This is a genomic window from Mesoflavibacter profundi (genome assembly GCF_014764305.1).
GTDB lineage: Bacteria > Bacteroidota > Bacteroidia > Flavobacteriales > Flavobacteriaceae > Mesoflavibacter > Mesoflavibacter profundi.
In genome coordinates this window covers 2,483,300-2,503,039 of record NZ_CP061703.1, presented here as the reverse complement: position 1 = coordinate 2,503,039, position 19,740 = coordinate 2,483,300, and the positions used below count along the sequence as shown (strand labels likewise).

Here is a 19,740-nt window from a genome sequence, read left to right as displayed (position 1 = left end):
AAGAGTAAATATCGCACTAATTTTGAAATATAAAATAGTCAAGATATGTGCTTTTCTTTAATAAATAAATATAATGTAGCTGGACCAAGATATACTAGCTATCCTACAGTACCATATTGGAATCAAGATTTGTTCTCTTTACAATTATGGAAAGAACAATTAATAAAAGCCTTTAAAGAAAGTAATCAAACAGAAGGAATTAGCCTTTACATACATTTACCATTTTGCGAAAGTTTATGCACCTTTTGCGGTTGCAATAAACGCATTACAAAGCGTCACGAAGTAGAACAACCTTACATTAATGCTTTATTAAAAGAATGGAATTTATATTGTAATCTTTTTGACGAAAAACCAATTATTAAAGAATTACATCTTGGTGGCGGAACACCAACTTTTTTTTCGACAGAGAATTTAACCTTACTAATTAATGGGTTAAAAGCTAAAGCAGATTTAGCAACCAATTATGAATTTAGCTTTGAAGGTCATCCAAATAATACCACAAAAGCACATTTACAAACCTTATATAATTTAGGATTTAGACGTGTTAGTTTTGGTGTACAAGACTACAATCCTATTGTACAAAAAGCAATACATCGTGTACAACCTTTTACCAACGTAAAGCGCGTAACAGAACAAGCTAGAGCAATTGGCTATACGTCTGTTGGACACGATATAATTTTTGGTTTACCTTTTCAAACAGAAGCTCATGTAACCGAAACTATTAATAAAACAAAAGCACTTTTACCAGATCGAATCGCCTTTTACAGCTACGCGCACGTACCATGGATAAAAGGTAATGGACAACGTGGATTTAAAGACAGTGATTTACCAAGTGCAAATAGTAAACAAAAACAATATCAATTAGGTAAAGAATTATTAGCAAATGCAGGCTATGAAGATATAGGTATGGACCATTTTGCATTACCGTCTGACCAACTTTACAAAGCAAGTAAAACAGAAACCATGCATCGTAATTTTATGGGTTATACTGCTTCAAAAACCAAAGTTATGATTGGTCTTGGCGTATCGTCTATAAGTGATAGTTGGTATGCTTTTGCTCAAAATGAAAAATCTTTAGAAGCCTATTATCAACAAATAGAAAAAGATATAATTCCAGTATTTAGAGGACATATTTTAAGTAAAGAAGATTTAATAATTAGACAACATATCCTAAATCTAATGTGTCATTTTAAAACCAGCTGGATAAACAATGGTTTATATTTTGAAGAAATTCCGGAAGTAATTACCAAACTAAAAGAAATGCAAGAAGATGGCTTGGTAAAAATAGAATTAAATCAAATTTTTATTACCGAAAAAGGAAAACCATTTGTTAGAAACATTTGTATGGCTTTTGATCTTTTATTGCAAAGAAACAAGCCAGAAACGCAGTTGTTTTCTATGACAATTTAAGCATGTTAATTAAAGCTTAAATCATGTAAAAACAACCTTTAAAACCTTAAAAATTAATAACTTTATATAACTCTTAAAATCAACAAAAAATGAAAAAAATAATTGTACCAGTAGATTTTTCAGACCATTCTAATTACGCTTTAGAAGCTGCATCTATATTAGCAAAAAAATACAATGCCGAAATTTTAGCATTACACATGTTAGAAATTTCTGAAACCATTTTAACCAAAGGTGAAGCAGATTTACAAGACGAAACAGTGTTTTTTATTAAGCTTGCCGAAAAACGTTTTAATGAATTTTTAGAACAAGATTTTTTAAATAACGTATCTGTAACTCCAATCGTAAAACACTTTAAAGTATTTAGCGAGGTAAATGATGTTGCAAAAGAACACAACGCAGATTTAATAGTTATGGGATCTCATGGAAGTAGCGGATTAAAAGAAATCTTTGTTGGCTCTAATACAGAAAAAGTAGTTAGACATGCAGATATACCAGTACTTGTAATTAAAAACAAACCTTCTACATTAAGTTTTGATAATGTTGTATTTGCTTCAGATTTTTCTCAAGAAAGTGTTACACCTTACATAAATGCTTGTCAACTTTTTGGGAAATTGGGTTCTAAAATTCATTTATTACACGTAAATACGCCAGGAGATAATTTTAAAAGTTCTCAAGAAATAGAACAAACCGTTGTAGACTTTTTAAATAAAGCAGACGGAGATTTAAACCAATTAGAACATGTAAAATACGTATCGGATTATACCGTAGAAAAAGGTGTATTAAATTATGCTAATGTTGCTGGTGCAGATGCTATTGCTGTTGCAACTCATGGTCGTACTGGATTTACACATTTTTTAGCTGGAAGTATATCTGAAGATATTGCTAATCATGCAGCATTACCAGTAATAACGTTTAAAATTAAGTAATTTAGTTAATCGTTAAGTTTTTAATTAACCCATTAATACATCCGTATTAATGGGTTTTTTATGACTAACATTTGTCATGTTTTATTAGAAATTTATACTGTAACTTTATATAAATAAACTAATTAACTCATGAAAAATATATTAATTCCTGTAGATTTCTCGGATAATTCTTGGTCATCAATCGTGTATGCAGTAAAGTTATTTAAAGATCAACTTTGCAAATTTTATTTACTTCATACAGAAGTTTTAGATCCAGAAGCAATTGCAACACTTAATGATCATTATTTAAAATCAATAATGAATGATGCTAATCATGAATTAAAAGAAATAAAACAACAAATAGAAGCTTGTAATCATAATGCAAATCACGAATTTATTACGGTTTTAAAATTTCAGCAATTAACAGAAGCTATAAAAGACGAAATTGAAGATAAAAAGATAGATTTAATCTTAATGTCTACCAAAGGAGCCACAAATAGATTAAGCACGTTTTTTGGGACTAATACTGTAAATACTGTGGCTAAACATTTTAAATGTCCAATATTAATTATTCCCGAAGAATACGATTACAAACCAATAAAACAAATTGTTTTTCCTACAGATTTAAATAGATTTTATACCACAGACCAGCTTACTGTGCTTAACGATATTTCTTACGATAATAACGCAACTTTACGCGTAATGCATGTTAAAACCGAAACAGAATTAAACAGCATACAACACTATAACTTATCGGTTTTAAAAACAAGTCTACAAGGGTTTAAAACACATTACCACAGCGTACCTAGTTATGACAAAAAAACCGAAGTTATTAATACTTTCATAGACGATCTACAAATAGATTTACTTGTAATGGTTAACTATAAGCATAGTATTTTAGAACAAATTATTAAAGAACCAGTAATTAAAAAAATAGGATTTAATCCTCATGTTCCATTTTTAATTTTACCAAACATCAACAATCAGTAAATCACTTACAATGTGATATTTATCATAAATATTATGATAATTAAATCCTAAATTTATAACATAACCCAAAATTATTACATTATGAAAACTAAAGGAAAAGTTGTAGAATGGTTTAGTGCAGATCGCATGCACGATATGTCTAAAAACTGGTTATCTGATTTAAATTTTATAAAAGACGAACAAGTATTTTTAGAAGAATTAATTACAGATTACACCAAAAAAATAATAGATTCTAAAAATCTAGAACGTGCTCAAACAGCAACTACTGCTTTGTATAGAACCAAAAGAGGAAACCAAAAACTTATTAACGATTTAATAGAGCACGAGCAACAATTAAGACTTATGGTAGATGGTAAAGATGAAATTGATAAAGAAACAAAATACAAAGAAGAACATAGAAAATTTACCTCAACTGTTAGTGCTTTTTACAATGATTATAAAGCTGTAAAATTCGAAATTTTTAATCTTGTAAAAGCTATCATGAAAGCAGATAAAAACCAGCATTTAATTAAATAGTTTATGCTTTCTAAATATTTTGGTGTATTTCTATTCTTAGTTTTACTTGCAGAAATATTAGGAACAGTTGGCGGATTTGGATCGTCTGTATTTTTTGTTCCTGTTGCTAATTATTTTTTTAAATTTCAAACAGTTTTAGGGTTAACTGCTTTATTTCATTTAGCTAGTAACGTGGTTAAAATTGCTTTTTTTAAAAAAGGAATAGACAAAAGAGTAATAATTTACTTAGGTATTCCTGCAGTTGTATTTGTAATTATTGGCGCGTATTTAAGTCAGTTTTTCAACACTAAGCTTCTCTCCTATTTTTTAGGCGGTTTTTTAATTGTATTAAGTATTGTCTTTTTAATTTTTAAAGATTTAGTGATAAAAGCTAGTAATAAAAATGCAATTATTGGCGGTATTTTATCTGGGTTTAGCGCTGGTTTATTAGGAACTGGCGGCGCAATTAGAGGCATAACACTTTCTGCCTTTAAAATGACAAAAGAAAAATTTATTGCGACTTCTGCAATTATAGATTTAGGTGTAGATCTTAGTCGAAGCGTCGTGTATTATAACAATGGTTACATAGATAAAAGCCTTTTGTACTTAATACCAATACTTTTAGTAATTAGTATTATTGGTACTTACATAGGAAAAAAAATACTCAACACTATATCACAAGACCAATTTAGAAACTTTGTTCTTGTATTAATTCTATTAATTGGTATTTCTACCTTTTACACTTTATGGATTTAATCATGTAAAATTAATAAAGGTATAGATGCAATTTTGCTATATTTTGTAATTGGTGATCCTTTAAATAAACGTTCAAAAAAAGACATTTGCTGTATAATAAACACCTGAAAATCTATTGCATTAGTTTGTACATAAGTATCTACAACATAATGTAATGGTACATGTTTTACATGATTATATTTATAGTTTTTAGAAGAAAAATAAATATCTAATTGCTCTTTATCGTTATTTAAAACAACAGCATCTTGTTCCTGTTCTGTGACTCTTAAAATATGAAAACTTGAAGTTTCATTACTTGTAATTTCTGCAATTGTATCTAATCTATTGGTATTAAGTTGATCGTTTATATCTAAAGGTATTAAAATTTCTTCAGGATTAACATATGTAAAGTCCTTAGGCACAACTAACGTTGGTGATTTTACATTTCTAATCACTTTTAAAGTATGGCTTCCAAAAACAACCTCATCTGCACCAGTAACACCATTTGTTCCCATAACAACTAAATCTATACTATTAGTAGTTATTATTTGGTTGACTGCATCTGTAAACACATCGTAATCTACGTGATCTAAAAATGTATGATTTGGATTATTGTAAGTCGTTTTTAACTCTTCAACAAAATCTGCTAAATCTTCTTTGGGCGATTTAACTATAGATGCATACAAATTATCTGTGCTACTTGCCATTAAATCTGCACTTGTAAACGCAGATGCTTTATGAATATACACTAAATGAAACGTAGTTTGATTTTGTGCAAATAATTGCAAAGCATAATGTATTGCGTTTTTAGACGCTTGAGAAAAATCGGTAAGTAACAGAATGTTTTTCATAAAAAATAGATTGGTTTTTGAGATTTCATTTCAAAATGAAATTCTAAAACTAAAGATAAGAAGAAATTAGTGACAATTAATACTACCTTCTACCATTTGTACAACAGGTGCAGGAGAAATATAAGGAATACCAAGACCTAAGCCTCTTAAAATAAATAGCGCACCAATAACCACAACAAATACCGGAATTACTTTTTGTATACGTTGTTTGACTTGTGAATTTAAAAATTTACCTAAATAAATAGCGCTTGTCATTAACGGAATTGTGCCTAATCCAAAAAAGAACATGTACAAACTACCTTGCCAAGCTGTACCTGTTGCTATAGCGCCAAAAACAGCCATATAAACTAATCCGCAAGGTAAAAACCCATTTAAAAAACCAATAGTTAAAAAGGTATCTGCAGTTTTCTTTTTTAAAGCTTCACCCATTTGTTTTTTCACAAAAGCTACCGCTTTATAAATAGGTTTTACAATAAAATTTTGCCCAATTTTTTTATACGGAAACACAACAACAACTATCATTAAAACACCTATAATAATAGAAAGTCGTTGCTGTAAACCAAAAATATATAAGCTTTTACCAATTAACCCGAAGATTAAACCAATCATACTATAAGCTAATAATCGACCAACGTGATAAGCTGTAATTTGAGATACTTTTTTAAAAGAATTACTTCTATCTATAGGTAACATAAAAGCAATTGGTCCACACATTCCAACACAGTGAAAACTTCCTAATAAACCAAATATGATAGCTGTAAGTAGCATTTTAATATAAAATTTCTTCTTTAAAAAGGTAGTTGTTACCTTTGTAATTCCAGTCTATTTTAATGTTCCAACGACCATCTAACAAACGTTTGTCAGGTATGAGCAAATTGTGGTTAGACAGAGAAAATGTGGTTTCAAAGTCCAATTGTTTATTAGATGGTCTATATAGGAACACTTTACCTTTTATTTCATTATAATCTAAATCTTCTGGAAATGTTATAATCATACCTTCAGCAGATTTTTTCCAGGATAATTTTCCTAATAATTTAGAAGCGTTTTTTTCTTTATTAATATCGTTTTGGTACAGTAATTCTTGTTTATAATAATCTTCTGTCACTAAATCATGATCTAGTTTTTTATTTGTACTCATGTTAATAACAAAATACATGATAAAGCTAATAAAGCCAACAAATGCTATAACAATACCAGTTCCCCAATTAAATTTCATAATTTTTATTTTTTATGGCATTACCCTTCGCAAGCTTCGGGTCAGGCTTTCGGTAGTCGCGCTTTACAAGTCGCTCCAACAATACCTCAATCCTTAATGCAAGGTGTACTTGCCAATTAATTTTTTATTCGTTTTAAACTTGTTTTTTTAAAAACTTCTAGGTCCTAAAAAGTTAACTTTTGTGGTTTCTATTAGTTTATCTTTACTATAAATTTCAATAGTAAGCTCGGTTTTATCTCCTTTTAAAATACGTTGATCTAGCTCTATAAATAAGGTTCCTTCTTCTAATCCTTGAGCCGGAACAGTAACTGTATCTTCGGTAGACACTAATTTTACAACACCTTCTACATTTTTTAATTTAAAACTTACAAATGCTATCGGTTGTGTTGTTTTGTTAACCAGTTTATAGGTAAATACGTTACTTATAATATTGTTTTCTTTATGCTCGTATAACTGTCCTGGTAAACGTAAAACACGTGCTTCAACATCGTTTCTTAATTGTAACATAGCCATTAAAACACCAATAAGCACAATTAAAACTGCAATATATCCCTTAAGTCTAGTTGTAAGTTTAAAAGGTTCTTTATCTTCTATATTAGCTTCACTAGCATATCTAATAAGACCTTTAGGTAAACCAACCTTATCCATTATAGCATCACACTCGTCAATACACGCAGTACAATTTACACATTCTAATTGTGTACCATTACGTATATCTATTCCTGTTGGACAAACATGTACACATTGTAAACAATCTATACAATCGCCGTAACCTAAAGTTGCTCTATCTTCATTTTTACGCCATTTTTTACGACCATTTTGGCCTTCACCACGTTTATGGTCGTAAGCAACAACTATAGACTTGTTATCCAATAGTACGCCTTGTAAACGACCGTAAGGACAAGCAATGATACATACTTGTTCTCTAAACCAAGAGAAAACAAAGTAGAATATACCTGTAAAAATCAGTAACGGAATTAACGTACCTAAATGCTCTAAAGGACCTTCTTTTATATAGCCTAATAATTTATCACTACCTATTAGATACGCTAAAAATATATTAGCGATAAAAAATGAAATAATTACAAAAATGGTATGTTTAAGAACTCTTTTTCTTATTTTTTCGCTAGTCCATCCAGATTTTTTAAGTCTTAATTGTTTACCTCTATCGCCATCAATCCAGTATTCTATGCGTCTAAAAACCATTTCCATAAAAATGGTTTGCGGACAAATCCAACCGCAAAAAATACGACCGAAAGCTACTGTAAATAAAGTGATAAAGATTACACCAATTATCATTGAGATAACAAACAGATGAAAATCTTGTGGCCAAAACGGAAAACCAAAAATATTAAAACGTCGCTCCAGTACATTAAACATTAAAAACTGATTGCCATTAACCTTTATAAATGGTGCAGAAAATAAAAAGGCTAATAAAAAATAACTTACATATTTTCTGTAATCGTAAAACTTACCGCTTGGCTTTTTAGGAAAAATCCAAGCGCGTTTACCTTCTTCATTTATAGTGGCAATAGAGTCTCTAAAACTTTCATTTTCTGGAGCATTCATTTTACTAAGTTTAATCTATTACTGTTACTGTGTTTTCTACTTCAATACTTTCATTCTCAGTTTTGGTATCATTAGAATTTTGATCTTCTGTACCTTCTGGTTGCCATAAATCGCCTTCGGCTTCTTTAGGATTAGCAGGTGTTGTCCCTTGTAAAGACAGCACATAACTAGCAACTTGAGCCATTTCTATAGGTTTTAAATCGTTTTTCCAAGAAATCATTCCTTTTCCTGATCGTCCACCTTCAGATATGGTATGAAAAACGTTTTTAATTCCGCCACCTAAAATCCAATGTTTATCTGTTAAGTTTGGTCCAATTCCTCCGCCACCATCTGCCATATGACATGCAATACAGTTAGCATTAAAAATGGTTTGACCAGCTTTTAAATCGGCTGCATCAGTTAATAAAGTTACCGTATTAACATCTACTAAGTTTTTAGCTGTTTTTTTGTATTCTTCTATTTCAATTTTAGCTTGAGCATATTCTTTTTCTAATTCTTCTGCTGCAAGATCTGCAGTACCAATAACATGGAATCTTACTAAATAAATTGCTGCAAATACAATCGAAATATAGAATGACCATAACCACCAAGGTGGTAAATTGTTATCCAGCTCTTTAATACCATCGTAATTGTGATCTAGAATAATCTCATGCTCTTCTTCTATTGGTTTTTGTTTACCTTTTAATTTTTCGTAAATATTAGATAAGGCTTTAAATTGAGGTGTTTTTGCTTTGCTAGCCAAATACTTATCTTTTGCTGTTTGATCTAAACTTTGAAATAAAATATTTTCGATAGATCCAACTATACCTTCTATTGCAATTAGTATAAAAAGTACTAATATTAGAAACAGCATAATTATTGGATGCTCTAAAAAAGCAGGTTTATCACCAGAGTCTACAAAATATTCGATTAAACCAAATATGGTAAAGAATATAACTGGTACTCTTACATATGAAGGGATTAAATTTCTCATAACTTAAATTGGTTTTGGTTGTCTGTATCTAACGGTATGTTGCTTACTTTAGAGATGTAGTCTTTTTTGGCGGTAAAAACCCACCAAAAAAGCACTACAAAAAATCCAAAGAATATAAGAAGTGAAATTATTGGGTATATTTCTACACCTGCAATAGTTTCTAAATGATTTTTTACAAATTTTAACATGATTCAATTAGTTTTGAGCTGTTGTTTGTTCTGTTGTTTCAACTTTAATATCTGTACCTAAACGTTGTAGGTAAGCAATAAGCGCTACGATTTCTCTGTTTTTCATTTCGACAAAATCTGCACCAGCATTTTTCTTACTATTTTCATATGCTTTGGCAAAATCAGGATCACTGTATAGATTTTTTTCTATTTGAGTTCCTTGTTCTAACATTTGCTGTTGTGCATTGGCGATATCTTGTTCTGTGTAAGGAACACCTAATGCAACCATAGCTTCTAATTTTGCTTCGGTATTAGACTTATCTAATTTGTTATTTATTAACCACTTGTATGCTGGCATGATTGATCCTGATGATGTACTTTGTGGATCGTACATATGGTTAAAGTGCCAATTATCGTTGTACTTTCCTCCTATTCTATGTAAATCTGGACCAGTACGTTTACTTCCCCAAAGGAATGGTCTGTCGTAAACAAATTCACCAGCTTTACTATACTCTCCATAACGTTCTACTTCACTTCTAAATGGTCTTATCATTTGCGAGTGACAACCAACACAACCTTCACGTATATAAATATCTCTACCTTCAAGTTCTAATGGCGTGTAAGGTTGTACACTACTTATTGTAGGAATATTAGATTTTACCATTATAGTAGGTACAATTTGTACTAATCCTCCAATTAAGATTGCAATAGTTGCATAGATGGTTAATTTTATTGGTTTACGCTCTAACCAAGTATGCCAACCTTCACCAGCAACACGTTTTTTAGATACTCTTTGTAATGCTGCAGCTTCTGCAAGTTCGTCTTCAACTTTACTTCCTTTAGCAATTGTTACAACAATGTTATATACTAAGATTAGCATACCTATAATGTATAATGTACCACCAATAGCACGCATCCAATACATAGGGATAATTTCTGAAACGGTTTCTAAGAAGTTTCCATAAACCAATGTTCCGTCTGGATTAAACTGCTTCCACATACTAGCTTGAGTAAACCCAGCTACATACATTGGTAACGCATACATGATAATACCTAAAGTACCTATCCAGAAATGTAAATTTGCTAATCCTAAAGAGTATAATTTTGTTTTAAATAATTTTGGAACTAAGTAGTAAATCATACCAAAGGTTAAAAACCCATTCCAAGCTAATGCACCAACGTGAACGTGAGCAATAATCCAATCTGTAAAGTGAGCAATTGCATTTACATTTTTAAGAGACAGCATTGGTCCTTCAAACGTTGCCATACCGTAACCAGTAATTGCAACTACCATAAATTTAAGAACAGGATCTACACGAACTTTATCCCATGCACCACGAAGTGTTAATAAACCATTTATCATTCCTCCCCAAGATGGCATTAATAACATGATAGAAAACGTTGTTCCTAAACTTTGTGCCCATTCTGGTAAAGCTGTATATAATAAATGATGCGGTCCAGCCCAAATATAAATGAAGATTAAAGACCAAAAGTGAACTATAGAAAGTCTATAAGAATAAACTGGTCTATTAGCTGCTTTAGGTACAAAATAGTACATTAATCCTAAAAATGGAGTCGTTAAGAAAAATGCTACTGCATTGTGACCATACCACCATTGTACTAACGCATCTTGTACACCTGCATAAACTGAATAACTTTTTAATGCTGTAACTGGTAACTCTAAATTATTAAAAATATGAAGTACTGCAACTGTTACAAAAGTGGCAATATAAAACCAAATGGCTACGTATAAATGTCTTTGTCTACGTTTAAACATAGTACCAATTAAATTGGCACCAAAAACAACCCAAACTAAAGCAATTGCTATATCAAAAGGCCATTCTAGTTCTGCGTATTCTTTAGATGATGTAAACCCTAACGGTAATGTGATAGCAGCACCAACAATTATTAATTGCCAACCCCAAAAATTAATTTTACTTAATACATCACTAAACATTCTAGCTTTAAGTAATCTTTGAGTCGAATAATATACTCCTGCAAAAATGGCGTTTCCAACAAATGCAAAAATTACTGCATTAGTGTGCAATGGTCTTAATCTACCAAAGCTAAGCCAAGAAATCCCATCTGTAAGATTTGGGAATAAAAACATGAACGCTAAAAGAAGTCCTACTAACATACCAACTACGCCCCAAAGCATAGTAGCATAGAGAAAATTTTTAACAATCTTGTTATCGTAATAAAATTGCTGCATTTCCATAATAATTGTGATTAGTCTTTATTTTTTTTAGTTAATTTTTGATTAGTTTTTACAATTTCGTCTTCAAAAAGAATTCTTACAGATGGTGTATAACCATCATCAAATTGTCCGTTTTTTACTGCTATAATAAATACTGTAAAAAAGATTATAGCTATTACTATACTTACTATTAATAAAACATATATAACACTCATACCTATTAGAAGTTATAGTTCAAAATTACTTTAAGTGTGTTGTTTAAAAGATGATATTTATCATGTTTGAAGTTATTTTAGGCGCTTGCCTAAAATATTTGTTGCGATGGTCGTAAATACAACTATTGAAATAGAACTTAATGGCATTAAAATAGCTGCTATTACTGGTGCTAACTGTCCTGTAACCGCAAAATATAAGCCTATAACATTATAGAAAAATGAAAGTAAAAAACTCCATTTTATAATTTTTACTGCACTTTTAGATGCTTTTATAAAACTATACAACTGATTAAATTTGGTTGCATCCAAAATCGCATCGCAAGCAGGTGAAAACACATTAATATTTTCTGATATAACTATACCTACATCACTTTGTGCTAAAGCGCCAGCATCATTTAATCCATCTCCAACCATCAAGACTTTTGCGCCTTCATCTTGATGATATTTTATGTATTCTAACTTGTCGTTTGGTTTTTGATTAAAGAGTAATTTAGTTTTAGATGGTAATAGTTTTTTTAAATTGTCTTTTTCACCTTCATTATCTCCAGAAAGAATGGCTAAATCGAAATTCTTTTTTAGCTTATTAAACAGTTTGGATAAGCCTTTACGATAGCTATTGTAAAATGTAAATTTTCCTTTGTAAGTGTTATTTGCACTTATATGAACAGCTGTATTTAATACTTCGGTTTCAGATTGATAACCTACAAATTTTGCAGATCCTATTTTTATACTTTTTGATGCATGAGTTGCTTGTATACCTTGTCCTAAATATTCTTCATAACTATCTAAAGTGATAATATTATTTGATTGTAGAATATTATAAAGACTTCTACTTAATGGATGATTAGAGCCTCTTAATGTATTTTTTAATAACACTTCTTCTTCAGTAGATAGCGGTAAACCATTATAAACTGCTTCACTTTTTTTATTTGAAGTTATTGTTCCTGTTTTATCAAAAATTATGGTATTTATATGTGATAATTGTTCTATTACAGACGCATTTTTTAAGTAGAACTTCTTCTTACCAAAAATGCGTAACAAATTACCAAATGTAAAAGGAGCCGATAACGCAATCGCGCAAGGACAAGCAATAATTAATACTGCTGTAAATACATTTAATGCTTTACTACTGTCTACAAACAACCAAAATAGTGTAGACAGCACAGCAATGGATAATACAATGACAGTAAATCTTTTACTAATTGCATTAGTCAGGTTTGTAAATCCTTCTTCTTTATTTTTATTAAAAACATCGTTACTCCAAAGTTGTGTTAGATAGCTTTGTTCGACAGATTTTATGGCTTCCATTTCTATCACACCTTTAGTTTGTTTTCCGCCAGCAAATAACTTATCTCCAGACTGTTTGGTTACAGCTTCAGATTCTCCTGTTACAAAACTATAATCAATCTTTGCATCACCGTTAATTAAAATTCCGTCAACGGGAATTAACTCTTGGTTTCTTATTAATAATCTATCTCCTTTTTTAATATCATAAACTTGAACTGGCACTTCTGTATTATTAATAATTTTTGTGACAGCAATTGGAAAATACGATTTGTAATCACGCTCAAAAGACAAAAAAGAATAGGTTTTTTGCTGAAAAAATCTACCCAACAATAAAAAGAAAATTAATCCTGTTAGACTATCAAAAAAACCAGAGCCATAATCAAAAACAATCTCTACTGTACTTCTTACAAATAAAACAATAACACCTAAAGCTATTGGTATATCTATATTTAAAACCTTAGTTTTTATTGCTTTATATGCAGATATAAAATAATCTTGCGCAGCATAAAATACTACGGGAAGCGAATAAATAAACATTAGCCATCTAAAAACATGTTTATATTTTTCTAACCAATACTCATTAACTTCAAAATATTCTGGAAACGACAAAAACATTGCATTACCAAATGCAAATCCTGCTACTCCAAGTTTATAAATTAAGCTTCTGTTTACATTTTCTTTTCCTGTTTTGTAATCGTCTAAGCTAATGTAAGGCTCGTACCCAACAGTACTTAATAATATAACTAATGCTTTTAAGTTAAAAGCATTTAAATTGTAAGTTACGCGAACTGTTTTTTTACCAAAATTAACCTGAGAATGTGTTATTGCAGCATTTAATTTATTTAAATTTTCTAAAATCCAAATACAAGAACTACAGTGAATGTGCGGAATGTAAAGCGTGACAATTTGTGTTTTACCATCGTCAAACTCGACTAGTTTTTCAATAATTTTTTCTTCTGAAAGGAAATCATACTTACCTTCAATCTCTTTTGGTGCAGCGCCTGGCGAAGTTTCTAAATCATAATAACACGTTAGATCACTTTCTGAAAGGATTTCATAAACTGTTTTACAACCATTACAACAAAACATTTTATCCTGAATTGTCAAAGTTGTGTTTTCACATATATCACCACAATGATAACACTTATTTTTATCCATAATTTGCTCTATTTACCTGTAACAAAGGTTACACTAAAGCAGAAGAAATTTTATGATATTTGTCATAATATGTATAATTTTGATACATTAGTTTTTTAGGTATGAGTAAATGTGAACAATGTATTGTTAGGCAATTTAACAGTTTAAAAGCCTTAACAAAAGAAGAATTAATGCGTGTTTCTGCTTGTAAAACAACACAAATTGTAAAAAAAGGTGATGTTTTATTTGAAGAAGGCGATGTGTTAAACGGTATTTACTGCATTAGAGATGGTGTTTGTAAAATGACTAAACTAAGTGAAAATGGTAAAGATCAAGTTGTAAAATTAGCTTTTAAAGGCGGTATGGTTGGACAACGATCTTTGGTTAGCGGCGAACCAACAAATCTAACTGCAGTAGCTGTAAATGATATGCAAATTTGCTTTGTGCCTAAAACTGAAATACTTCAAGATCTACAAAAAAACCCAAACTTTTCTTTGGATGTCTTAAAAACTATGGCTGCAGATTTAAAAAATGCAGATGACCAATTAGTAGATATGGCTCAAAAAAATGTAAAGCAACGGTTAGCTGATACGTTATTATACGTTGAAGAAAAATTTGGAACCGATAAAGATGGGTTTTTATTTTTAACATTATCTAGAGAAGATTATGCAAGTATTGTTGGTACTGCTACAGAAAGTGCCATAAGAATATTATCGCAGTTTAAAAAACTTGGTTTGATTAGTACTAAAGGCAAACAAATTAAATTAGAAGATAAATTAGGTTTGCAACGTATGGAATAAAAAAAGAGTTGTTTTAAACAACTCTTCTTCTTAGCAAAATAATTTATTAGTTAGTTATTAATTATCCTTAAAAACTTTTACGTAATCTATTACAAATTCCTGCGGAAAAATAGAATCGTCTACTTCTGGTCCACCAAAATTACCTCCAATAGCTAAATTTAATATCACATAAAATGGCTTATCAAAAGGCCAAGTGTTTTTATCTTTAACTGTTGGTGAAAATGTGTAGACTAAATTATTATCAATATAAAATTTGATATCATCTTTAGTCCAGTTTACTTTATACACATGAAAACCTTCTTCGATAGTTTTAATAGTCTGTACATTAGTGTTTTTAGAGTTACCATGACTTTCATTTGTGTGTAATGTTGTATGAATTTCATGAGGTGTTTTACCTACATATTCCATAATATCTATTTCTCCACAAGCTGGCCAACCAATTTTGTCTATATCATTACCTAACATCCAAATTGCAGGCCATAAACCATGTCCTTGCGGTAATTTTGCTCTAACTTCTACTGTACCGTATTTAAATTCTACTTTATTTTTTGTAGTAATTCTGCTAGAATAATATCCCGTACTATCTTTAGTTGCTGTAATAATTAAATTACCATCTTGTAATTTAAGGTTTTCTTTAGTGTAAACTTGTCTTTCGTTATTTCCCCAACCACATAAGTTTGGGCAACCATTACCTAATTCGAAATTCCAATTAGAAAGATTTAATTGTTCTTGATCAAAATCTTCAAAAAAAACAATACTTTCTTTCTCCTTTTCACAAGAAAGTATTGTTAATAGACTAATTATAACAACAAATTGTTTGATCATAGTTTAAATGCTTTAGATAAATTAGCTAAAGAACTTCCTCCAACAAACACTTCAAAATCGCCATTTTCAACTTTAAATTTTCCGTTATTATCGTAAAATCCTAATTGATCATTACTAAGTGTAAATGTGATAGTTTTAGTCTGATTAGGCTCTAATTCTACTAATTCAAAACCTTTTAATTCTCTTACAGGTCTTATTACAGATGCAAATAAATCTCTAAGATAAAGTTGTACGACTTCTTTTCCTTTTACTTGACCAGTATTAGTGACTTGTAAAGTAACCTTTACTGTTTGGTCTATTGCATACGTATTATCTACGACTAAATTTTTATAATCAAAATTAGTGTAGCTTAATCCATATCCAAAAGGGTATAATGGTAAATTAGTTTGATCTGTATAATGAGACCAGAAGACTAAATTTGGTCCAGGTAAATTTGGTCGTCCTGTATTTTTGTAGTTATAGTAAATTGGTACTTGATTTACATTTCTTGGAAACGTCATTGGTAATTTACCACTAGGATTATAATCCCCATATAAAACTTGAGCAATTGCATTACCACTTTGCGTACCAAGATGCCAAGCATTAATAATTGCTGGTATATGATTATCTGCCCATTCTATAGCCAATGGTCTTCCTGTTTGCAACACAAGTACAATATTTTTATTTACCTTATAAACAGCTTCTAATAATTGTTGTTGTACACCTGGTAAATCTAGGTTAGCTCTACTTCTACCTTCGCCAGACTGCATACCGTGTTCTCCTAAAGCTAAAATTACTACATCGGCAGATTTTGCTACATTAATAGCTTGCGCAAAACCAGAGGTATCTGATGTATTAATTTTAACTTCCATAGGAAAAGAAGCTTCTTCTAATACAAGATCTGCTCCTTTAGAAAAAGTAATTGTATTGTTAGGATATTGTTCTAACCCTTCTAATAAAGATACTGCTGTGTTTTGATCTGCAGCTAACCTCCAATTACCTAAAGGACTACTTTTATCTGAAGCTAACGCACCAATAACAGCTATTTTTTGACCTTCTTTTTTTAATGGTAAAAGGTTGTTTTCATTTTTTAGTAATACTATAGATTTTTTTGCCATATCTAATACAGCATCATTAGCCTCTTTACTACCAATTACAACTTTTTCTCTTTGCTGGTTACAATATTTATAAGGATCGTCAAACAATCCTAATTCAAATTTCACTTTTAAAATACGCTTTACAGCATCGTCAATATCAGATTCTTTTACAGCGCCTTCATTTACAAGATTAACTAAATGTGCTACGTACAAATAGGATTCCATATCCATATCAGAACCAGAATTTACAGCTAATTTAGCAGCTTCTTTACCGTCTTTGGCATATCCATGAGGAATCATCTCGGCAACCGAGCCCCAATCTGAAACTATAAACCCATCAAAATCCCATTCGTTTTTTAAAATATCTCTTTGAAAGAAAGAATTTCCTGTCGCTGGAATACCGTTTAACTCATTAAACGAATTCATAAAAGTTTTTATGCCTGCGTCTGAAACAGCCTTGAAAGGTGGTAATATTACATTATGCAATGTAGAAGTACCAACATCTACAGTATTGTAATCTTTACCAGATTCTGCAAATCCATAACCTGCAAAATGTTTTGCACAAGCCGCAATTGTATTAGGATCTGATAAATCTTTACCTTGAAAACCATTAACTCTTGCTACTCCTATTTTTGCGCCTAAAAAAGGATCTTCTCCTGCACCTTCCATAACTCTTCCCCATCTTGCATCTCTAGAAATATCTACCATTGGAGCAAACGTCCAATTAATCCCAGATGCAGCAGCTTCTGCAGCAGCAATTTTAGCAGAATGCTCGATAGCTTCTAAATCCCAACTTGCAGCTTCTGCCAAAGGAATAGGACTTACAGTTTTGTAACCATGAATTAAATCAAATCCTATAATTAAAGGAATACCTAGACGAGTTTCTTCTACAGCTATTTTTTGAACAGCCATAACATCTTTTACTCCTTTAACATTAATCATAGAACCAACATAGCCTTTTCTTAAATGCTCGTATTTTTTTTCTGCTTCGCCTTCAGTTGGAGCAGGACCAGTTACATCCCAAAATCCGTTATATTGATTCATTTGCCCTACTTTTTCTTCTAAAGTCATTTTAGAAAGTAAAGCTTCAACTTTTTGGTCTATGCTTAAGGATTTAGATGTTTTTATTTCATCTAAACTCAAACTAGTCTCTTTATTAGAATTACAACCAATAAAGAGAATAGCTGATAAAAATAATAAGTAATATTTAATAGAATTCATCTTATTGATATACTCTTACATAATCTATTTCCATTGAACTTTGTGTAAATGCAGGATCTATATCGCCGCCAAATGTTCCTCCCATAGCTACATTTAATATTAAGAAGAAATCACTGTTAAAAGGTGAACTTGCCGTATTTGCATAGGTATGAAATACTGTATCATCTACAACAATTTTTATTGCAGTTGGTGTCCATTCTACAGTATAATTATGAAACTCTGAACTAACATTATCTACAACAGTTGCACTTCCATCTGCATTACCACCAAAAGCTTCTGGGTAATGTAATGTTCCATGAATAGTGTTTTGATTGTTACCAACATGTTCCATTATATCAATTTCACCACAAGCAGGCCAAGTCACTGTATCGTAATTTGCTCCAAGCATCCAAATAGCAGGCCATGTACCGCCGCCAGTTGGTAATTTAGCTCGTACTTCTACACGACCGTAAGTAAATTCGAATAAATTCTCTGATTTTAATCTTGCTGAAGTATAGCCACTTCCTGTGTTTATTGCTGTAATAACAAGGTTCCCGTTTGTTACAACTGCATTTTCTGCATTATTAGTATAGGTTTGAGCCTCTTGATTTCCCCAACCGCCAGCACCTAAATCATAAGTCCAATTAGCTGGATTTGGAGCACCATCTACATCAAATTCTTCTTGCCAAACTAAAGTATTATACTGTGTTGTAAATCCTTGAGTTGGTTCTTGTGTTGTAAATGTATGATACCAAGCTAAATCTGGGTTTTGAGCATCTATACATCTAACTCTTAATAAAGACGAAGTTAATTCTATTATCTCATAACTTGAAGCTCCAACATAATATCCCATAAAATTACTATCAGAAAAATTCATTACTGTTCCTCTAGACGTAAAATTAGGATCTGGTACTGTTGTCCAATCTACAGATGTTGGTGCTAATGTTACTAAACTTGTTCCAGATGTATCATACTCGTAACAAAAATCGTAACCTGCTGTGCCACCAACTACAGACTCGTATGCTCCGTTAAAATACGTGCTTCCGTTATTATTTAATTGATATGTTAATTGTTCGTTAGCATCTAAAGAAAACACTAATTGATCTTCGTAAATACAACTGCTTTCTTCAGATCCAGCTTTTTCGAATGGCTGAGCTGCGTACCATTGTGGATACCAAAATCCTTCACCAATAGACGCATTTGCAGGACCAACACCAAGATGTGCGATGTCTGCTGCAGCCCAATACCATGTTTTAGTACTTCCTGCGCCACCAGATAATAATAATTTAGCATCGTAATCGTCAAAAGAACTAAATACATCTATTGTTATTGTTCCTATGGTTTTATTTCCGCCAGTACCAATTGCGCTGACTACAACGGTATAAGTATTTAATCCAACTAAGCTAAATCTATGATTAGCTATACCTGAAGCAAACATACCGTTTTGTCCATCTCCAAATTCGAAGTTATAAGAAATTGCATTATCTGCAGTAGCGGTTAGGATTACTCTACCGCTACCATCACCGTTTGGATTGGAGGCATCAACACCTATAATTTCGGCAGAAATCTGCAAATTAGTTGGTGCTATAAAATCTCCAAATTCTGCATCATCCTCTTGACAACTAAAAGTGAATAATGCTAATGCAAGAATTAGAAATATATTTATTTTGAAAGTTTTCATCTTAATTATTT

The 19,740-nt window shown here is 31.0% G+C and carries 18 protein-coding genes; 6 read left to right on the top strand and 12 right to left on the bottom strand.

Features of this window, described 5'->3' with window-relative positions:
* The first annotated feature begins 45 nt into the window (after nt 1–45).
* The 5 genes from hemN (at nt 46) to IFB02_RS11225 (ending at nt 4,556) form a co-directional block, all read left to right on the top strand.
* The gene (gene hemN, locus IFB02_RS11245) at nt 46–1,410 is read left to right on the top strand and encodes an oxygen-independent coproporphyrinogen III oxidase (protein WP_191072769.1); all 1,365 of its coding nucleotides are present in this window, start codon (nt 46–48) and stop codon (nt 1,408–1,410) included.
* A gap of 89 nt (nt 1,411–1,499) precedes the next feature.
* Nucleotides 1,500–2,336, top strand: coding sequence for a universal stress protein (locus IFB02_RS11240; protein ID WP_191072768.1), 837 nt, complete (start codon nt 1,500–1,502; stop codon nt 2,334–2,336).
* Nucleotides 2,337–2,465: 129 nt separating this feature from the next.
* Nucleotides 2,466–3,305 carry a universal stress protein gene (locus IFB02_RS11235; RefSeq protein WP_191072767.1) on the top strand — a complete coding sequence of 280 codons (840 nt, stop codon included), beginning with the start codon at nt 2,466–2,468 and terminating at the stop codon, nt 3,303–3,305.
* An 81-nt stretch (nt 3,306–3,386) separates the two neighbouring features.
* Complete coding sequence (locus IFB02_RS11230) at nt 3,387–3,821, top strand: hypothetical protein (protein WP_191072766.1); 435 nt, start codon at nt 3,387–3,389, stop codon at nt 3,819–3,821.
* Between the two features lie 3 nt (nt 3,822–3,824).
* A complete protein-coding gene (locus tag IFB02_RS11225; protein WP_106688438.1) occupies nt 3,825–4,556 on the top strand; it encodes a sulfite exporter TauE/SafE family protein in 732 nt (243 codons plus the stop codon).
* Here the strand turns inward: IFB02_RS11225 and IFB02_RS11220 are convergent.
* The 9 genes from IFB02_RS11220 to IFB02_RS11180 all read right to left on the bottom strand — a co-directional run bounded on the left by IFB02_RS11220 (nt 4,553) and on the right by IFB02_RS11180 (nt 14,168).
* A complete protein-coding gene (locus IFB02_RS11220; protein WP_106688437.1) occupies nt 4,553–5,386 on the bottom strand; it encodes a universal stress protein in 834 nt (277 codons plus the stop codon). The genes IFB02_RS11225 and IFB02_RS11220 overlap by 4 nt on opposite strands.
* Before the next feature lie 66 nt (nt 5,387–5,452).
* Nucleotides 5,453–6,154: a sulfite exporter TauE/SafE family protein gene (locus IFB02_RS11215; RefSeq protein WP_106688436.1), complete on the bottom strand. Its 702-nt coding sequence runs from the start codon at nt 6,152–6,154 to the stop codon at nt 5,453–5,455.
* A 1-nt stretch (nt 6,155) separates the two neighbouring features.
* Nucleotides 6,156–6,602 (bottom strand): FixH family protein, encoded by a 447-nt coding sequence (locus tag IFB02_RS11210; protein WP_106688435.1) that lies wholly within the window; start codon nt 6,600–6,602, stop codon nt 6,156–6,158.
* Nucleotides 6,603–6,749: 147 nt separating this feature from the next.
* Nucleotides 6,750–8,171 carry a cytochrome c oxidase accessory protein CcoG gene (gene ccoG, locus IFB02_RS11205; RefSeq protein WP_106688434.1) on the bottom strand — a complete coding sequence of 474 codons (1,422 nt, stop codon included), beginning with the start codon at nt 8,169–8,171 and terminating at the stop codon, nt 6,750–6,752.
* 10 nt (nt 8,172–8,181) lie between these two features.
* Nucleotides 8,182–9,144, bottom strand: a complete 963-nt coding sequence (locus IFB02_RS11200; protein WP_106688433.1) for a cbb3-type cytochrome c oxidase N-terminal domain-containing protein — start codon at nt 9,142–9,144, stop codon at nt 8,182–8,184.
* Nucleotides 9,141–9,332 (bottom strand): CcoQ/FixQ family Cbb3-type cytochrome c oxidase assembly chaperone, encoded by a 192-nt coding sequence (locus IFB02_RS11195; RefSeq protein ID WP_106688432.1) that lies wholly within the window; start codon nt 9,330–9,332, stop codon nt 9,141–9,143. Before IFB02_RS11195 ends, IFB02_RS11200 begins: the two co-directional genes overlap by 4 nt.
* A 7-nt stretch (nt 9,333–9,339) precedes the next feature.
* Entirely contained in the window at nt 9,340–11,529 is a 2,190-nt protein-coding gene (gene ccoN, locus IFB02_RS11190; protein ID WP_106688431.1) for a cytochrome-c oxidase, cbb3-type subunit I, read from the bottom strand.
* Between the two features lie 11 nt (nt 11,530–11,540).
* The gene (gene ccoS / locus IFB02_RS11185) at nt 11,541–11,723 is read right to left on the bottom strand and encodes a cbb3-type cytochrome oxidase assembly protein CcoS (RefSeq protein WP_106688430.1); all 183 of its coding nucleotides are present in this window, start codon (nt 11,721–11,723) and stop codon (nt 11,541–11,543) included.
* A gap of 72 nt (nt 11,724–11,795) precedes the next feature.
* Complete coding sequence (locus IFB02_RS11180) at nt 11,796–14,168, bottom strand: heavy metal translocating P-type ATPase (protein ID WP_106688429.1); 2,373 nt, start codon at nt 14,166–14,168, stop codon at nt 11,796–11,798.
* Between the two features lie 101 nt (nt 14,169–14,269).
* On the opposite strand from IFB02_RS11180, the gene IFB02_RS11175 reads away from it, so the two are divergent.
* A complete protein-coding gene (locus IFB02_RS11175) occupies nt 14,270–14,947 on the top strand; it encodes a Crp/Fnr family transcriptional regulator (RefSeq protein WP_106688428.1) in 678 nt (225 codons plus the stop codon).
* A gap of 57 nt (nt 14,948–15,004) precedes the next feature.
* Here the strand turns inward: IFB02_RS11175 and IFB02_RS11170 are convergent, their stop codons facing one another.
* The 3 genes from IFB02_RS11170 to IFB02_RS11160 are packed head-to-tail and all read right to left on the bottom strand — an operon-like array spanning nt 15,005 to nt 19,729.
* The gene (locus IFB02_RS11170) at nt 15,005–15,772 is read right to left on the bottom strand and encodes a glycoside hydrolase family 16 protein (RefSeq protein ID WP_106688427.1); all 768 of its coding nucleotides are present in this window, start codon (nt 15,770–15,772) and stop codon (nt 15,005–15,007) included.
* Nucleotides 15,769–18,069: a beta-glucosidase BglX gene (bglX, locus tag IFB02_RS11165; RefSeq protein WP_191072765.1), complete on the bottom strand. Its 2,301-nt coding sequence runs from the start codon at nt 18,067–18,069 to the stop codon at nt 15,769–15,771. Before bglX ends, IFB02_RS11170 begins: the two co-directional genes overlap by 4 nt.
* Before the next feature lies 1 nt (nt 18,070).
* Nucleotides 18,071–19,729, bottom strand: coding sequence for a glycoside hydrolase family 16 protein (locus tag IFB02_RS11160; RefSeq protein ID WP_106688425.1), 1,659 nt, complete (start codon nt 19,727–19,729; stop codon nt 18,071–18,073).
* Nucleotides 19,730–19,740 lie beyond the last annotated feature (11 nt).

What these genes read in the sequence shown, in the direction of transcription:
- IFB02_RS11220 (WP_106688437.1), bottom strand. Translation starts at nt 5,386, where the DNA reads ATGAAAAACATTCTGTTACTTACCGATTTTTCTCAAGCGTCTAAAAAC.
- ccoS (WP_106688430.1), bottom strand. Translation starts at nt 11,723, where the DNA reads ATGAGTGTTATATATGTTTTATTAATAGTAAGTATAGTAATAGCTATA.
- IFB02_RS11195 (WP_106688432.1), bottom strand. Translation starts at nt 9,332, where the DNA reads ATGTTAAAATTTGTAAAAAATCATTTAGAAACTATTGCAGGTGTAGAA.
- IFB02_RS11240 (WP_191072768.1), top strand. Translation starts at nt 1,500, where the DNA reads ATGAAAAAAATAATTGTACCAGTAGATTTTTCAGACCATTCTAATTAC.
- IFB02_RS11225 (WP_106688438.1), top strand. Translation starts at nt 3,825, where the DNA reads ATGCTTTCTAAATATTTTGGTGTATTTCTATTCTTAGTTTTACTTGCA.
- IFB02_RS11200 (WP_106688433.1), bottom strand. Translation starts at nt 9,144, where the DNA reads ATGAGAAATTTAATCCCTTCATATGTAAGAGTACCAGTTATATTCTTT.
- IFB02_RS11170 (WP_106688427.1), bottom strand. Translation starts at nt 15,772, where the DNA reads ATGATCAAACAATTTGTTGTTATAATTAGTCTATTAACAATACTTTCT.
- ccoN (WP_106688431.1), bottom strand. Translation starts at nt 11,529, where the DNA reads ATGGAAATGCAGCAATTTTATTACGATAACAAGATTGTTAAAAATTTT.
- bglX (WP_191072765.1), bottom strand. Translation starts at nt 18,069, where the DNA reads ATGAATTCTATTAAATATTACTTATTATTTTTATCAGCTATTCTCTTT.
- ccoG (WP_106688434.1), bottom strand. Translation starts at nt 8,171, where the DNA reads ATGAATGCTCCAGAAAATGAAAGTTTTAGAGACTCTATTGCCACTATA.
- IFB02_RS11210 (WP_106688435.1), bottom strand. Translation starts at nt 6,602, where the DNA reads ATGAAATTTAATTGGGGAACTGGTATTGTTATAGCATTTGTTGGCTTT.
- IFB02_RS11215 (WP_106688436.1), bottom strand. Translation starts at nt 6,154, where the DNA reads ATGCTACTTACAGCTATCATATTTGGTTTATTAGGAAGTTTTCACTGT.
- IFB02_RS11230 (WP_191072766.1), top strand. Translation starts at nt 3,387, where the DNA reads ATGAAAACTAAAGGAAAAGTTGTAGAATGGTTTAGTGCAGATCGCATG.
- IFB02_RS11175 (WP_106688428.1), top strand. Translation starts at nt 14,270, where the DNA reads ATGAGTAAATGTGAACAATGTATTGTTAGGCAATTTAACAGTTTAAAA.
- IFB02_RS11160 (WP_106688425.1), bottom strand. Translation starts at nt 19,729, where the DNA reads ATGAAAACTTTCAAAATAAATATATTTCTAATTCTTGCATTAGCATTA.
- IFB02_RS11235 (WP_191072767.1), top strand. Translation starts at nt 2,466, where the DNA reads ATGAAAAATATATTAATTCCTGTAGATTTCTCGGATAATTCTTGGTCA.
- IFB02_RS11180 (WP_106688429.1), bottom strand. Translation starts at nt 14,168, where the DNA reads ATGGATAAAAATAAGTGTTATCATTGTGGTGATATATGTGAAAACACA.
- hemN (WP_191072769.1), top strand. Translation starts at nt 46, where the DNA reads ATGTGCTTTTCTTTAATAAATAAATATAATGTAGCTGGACCAAGATAT.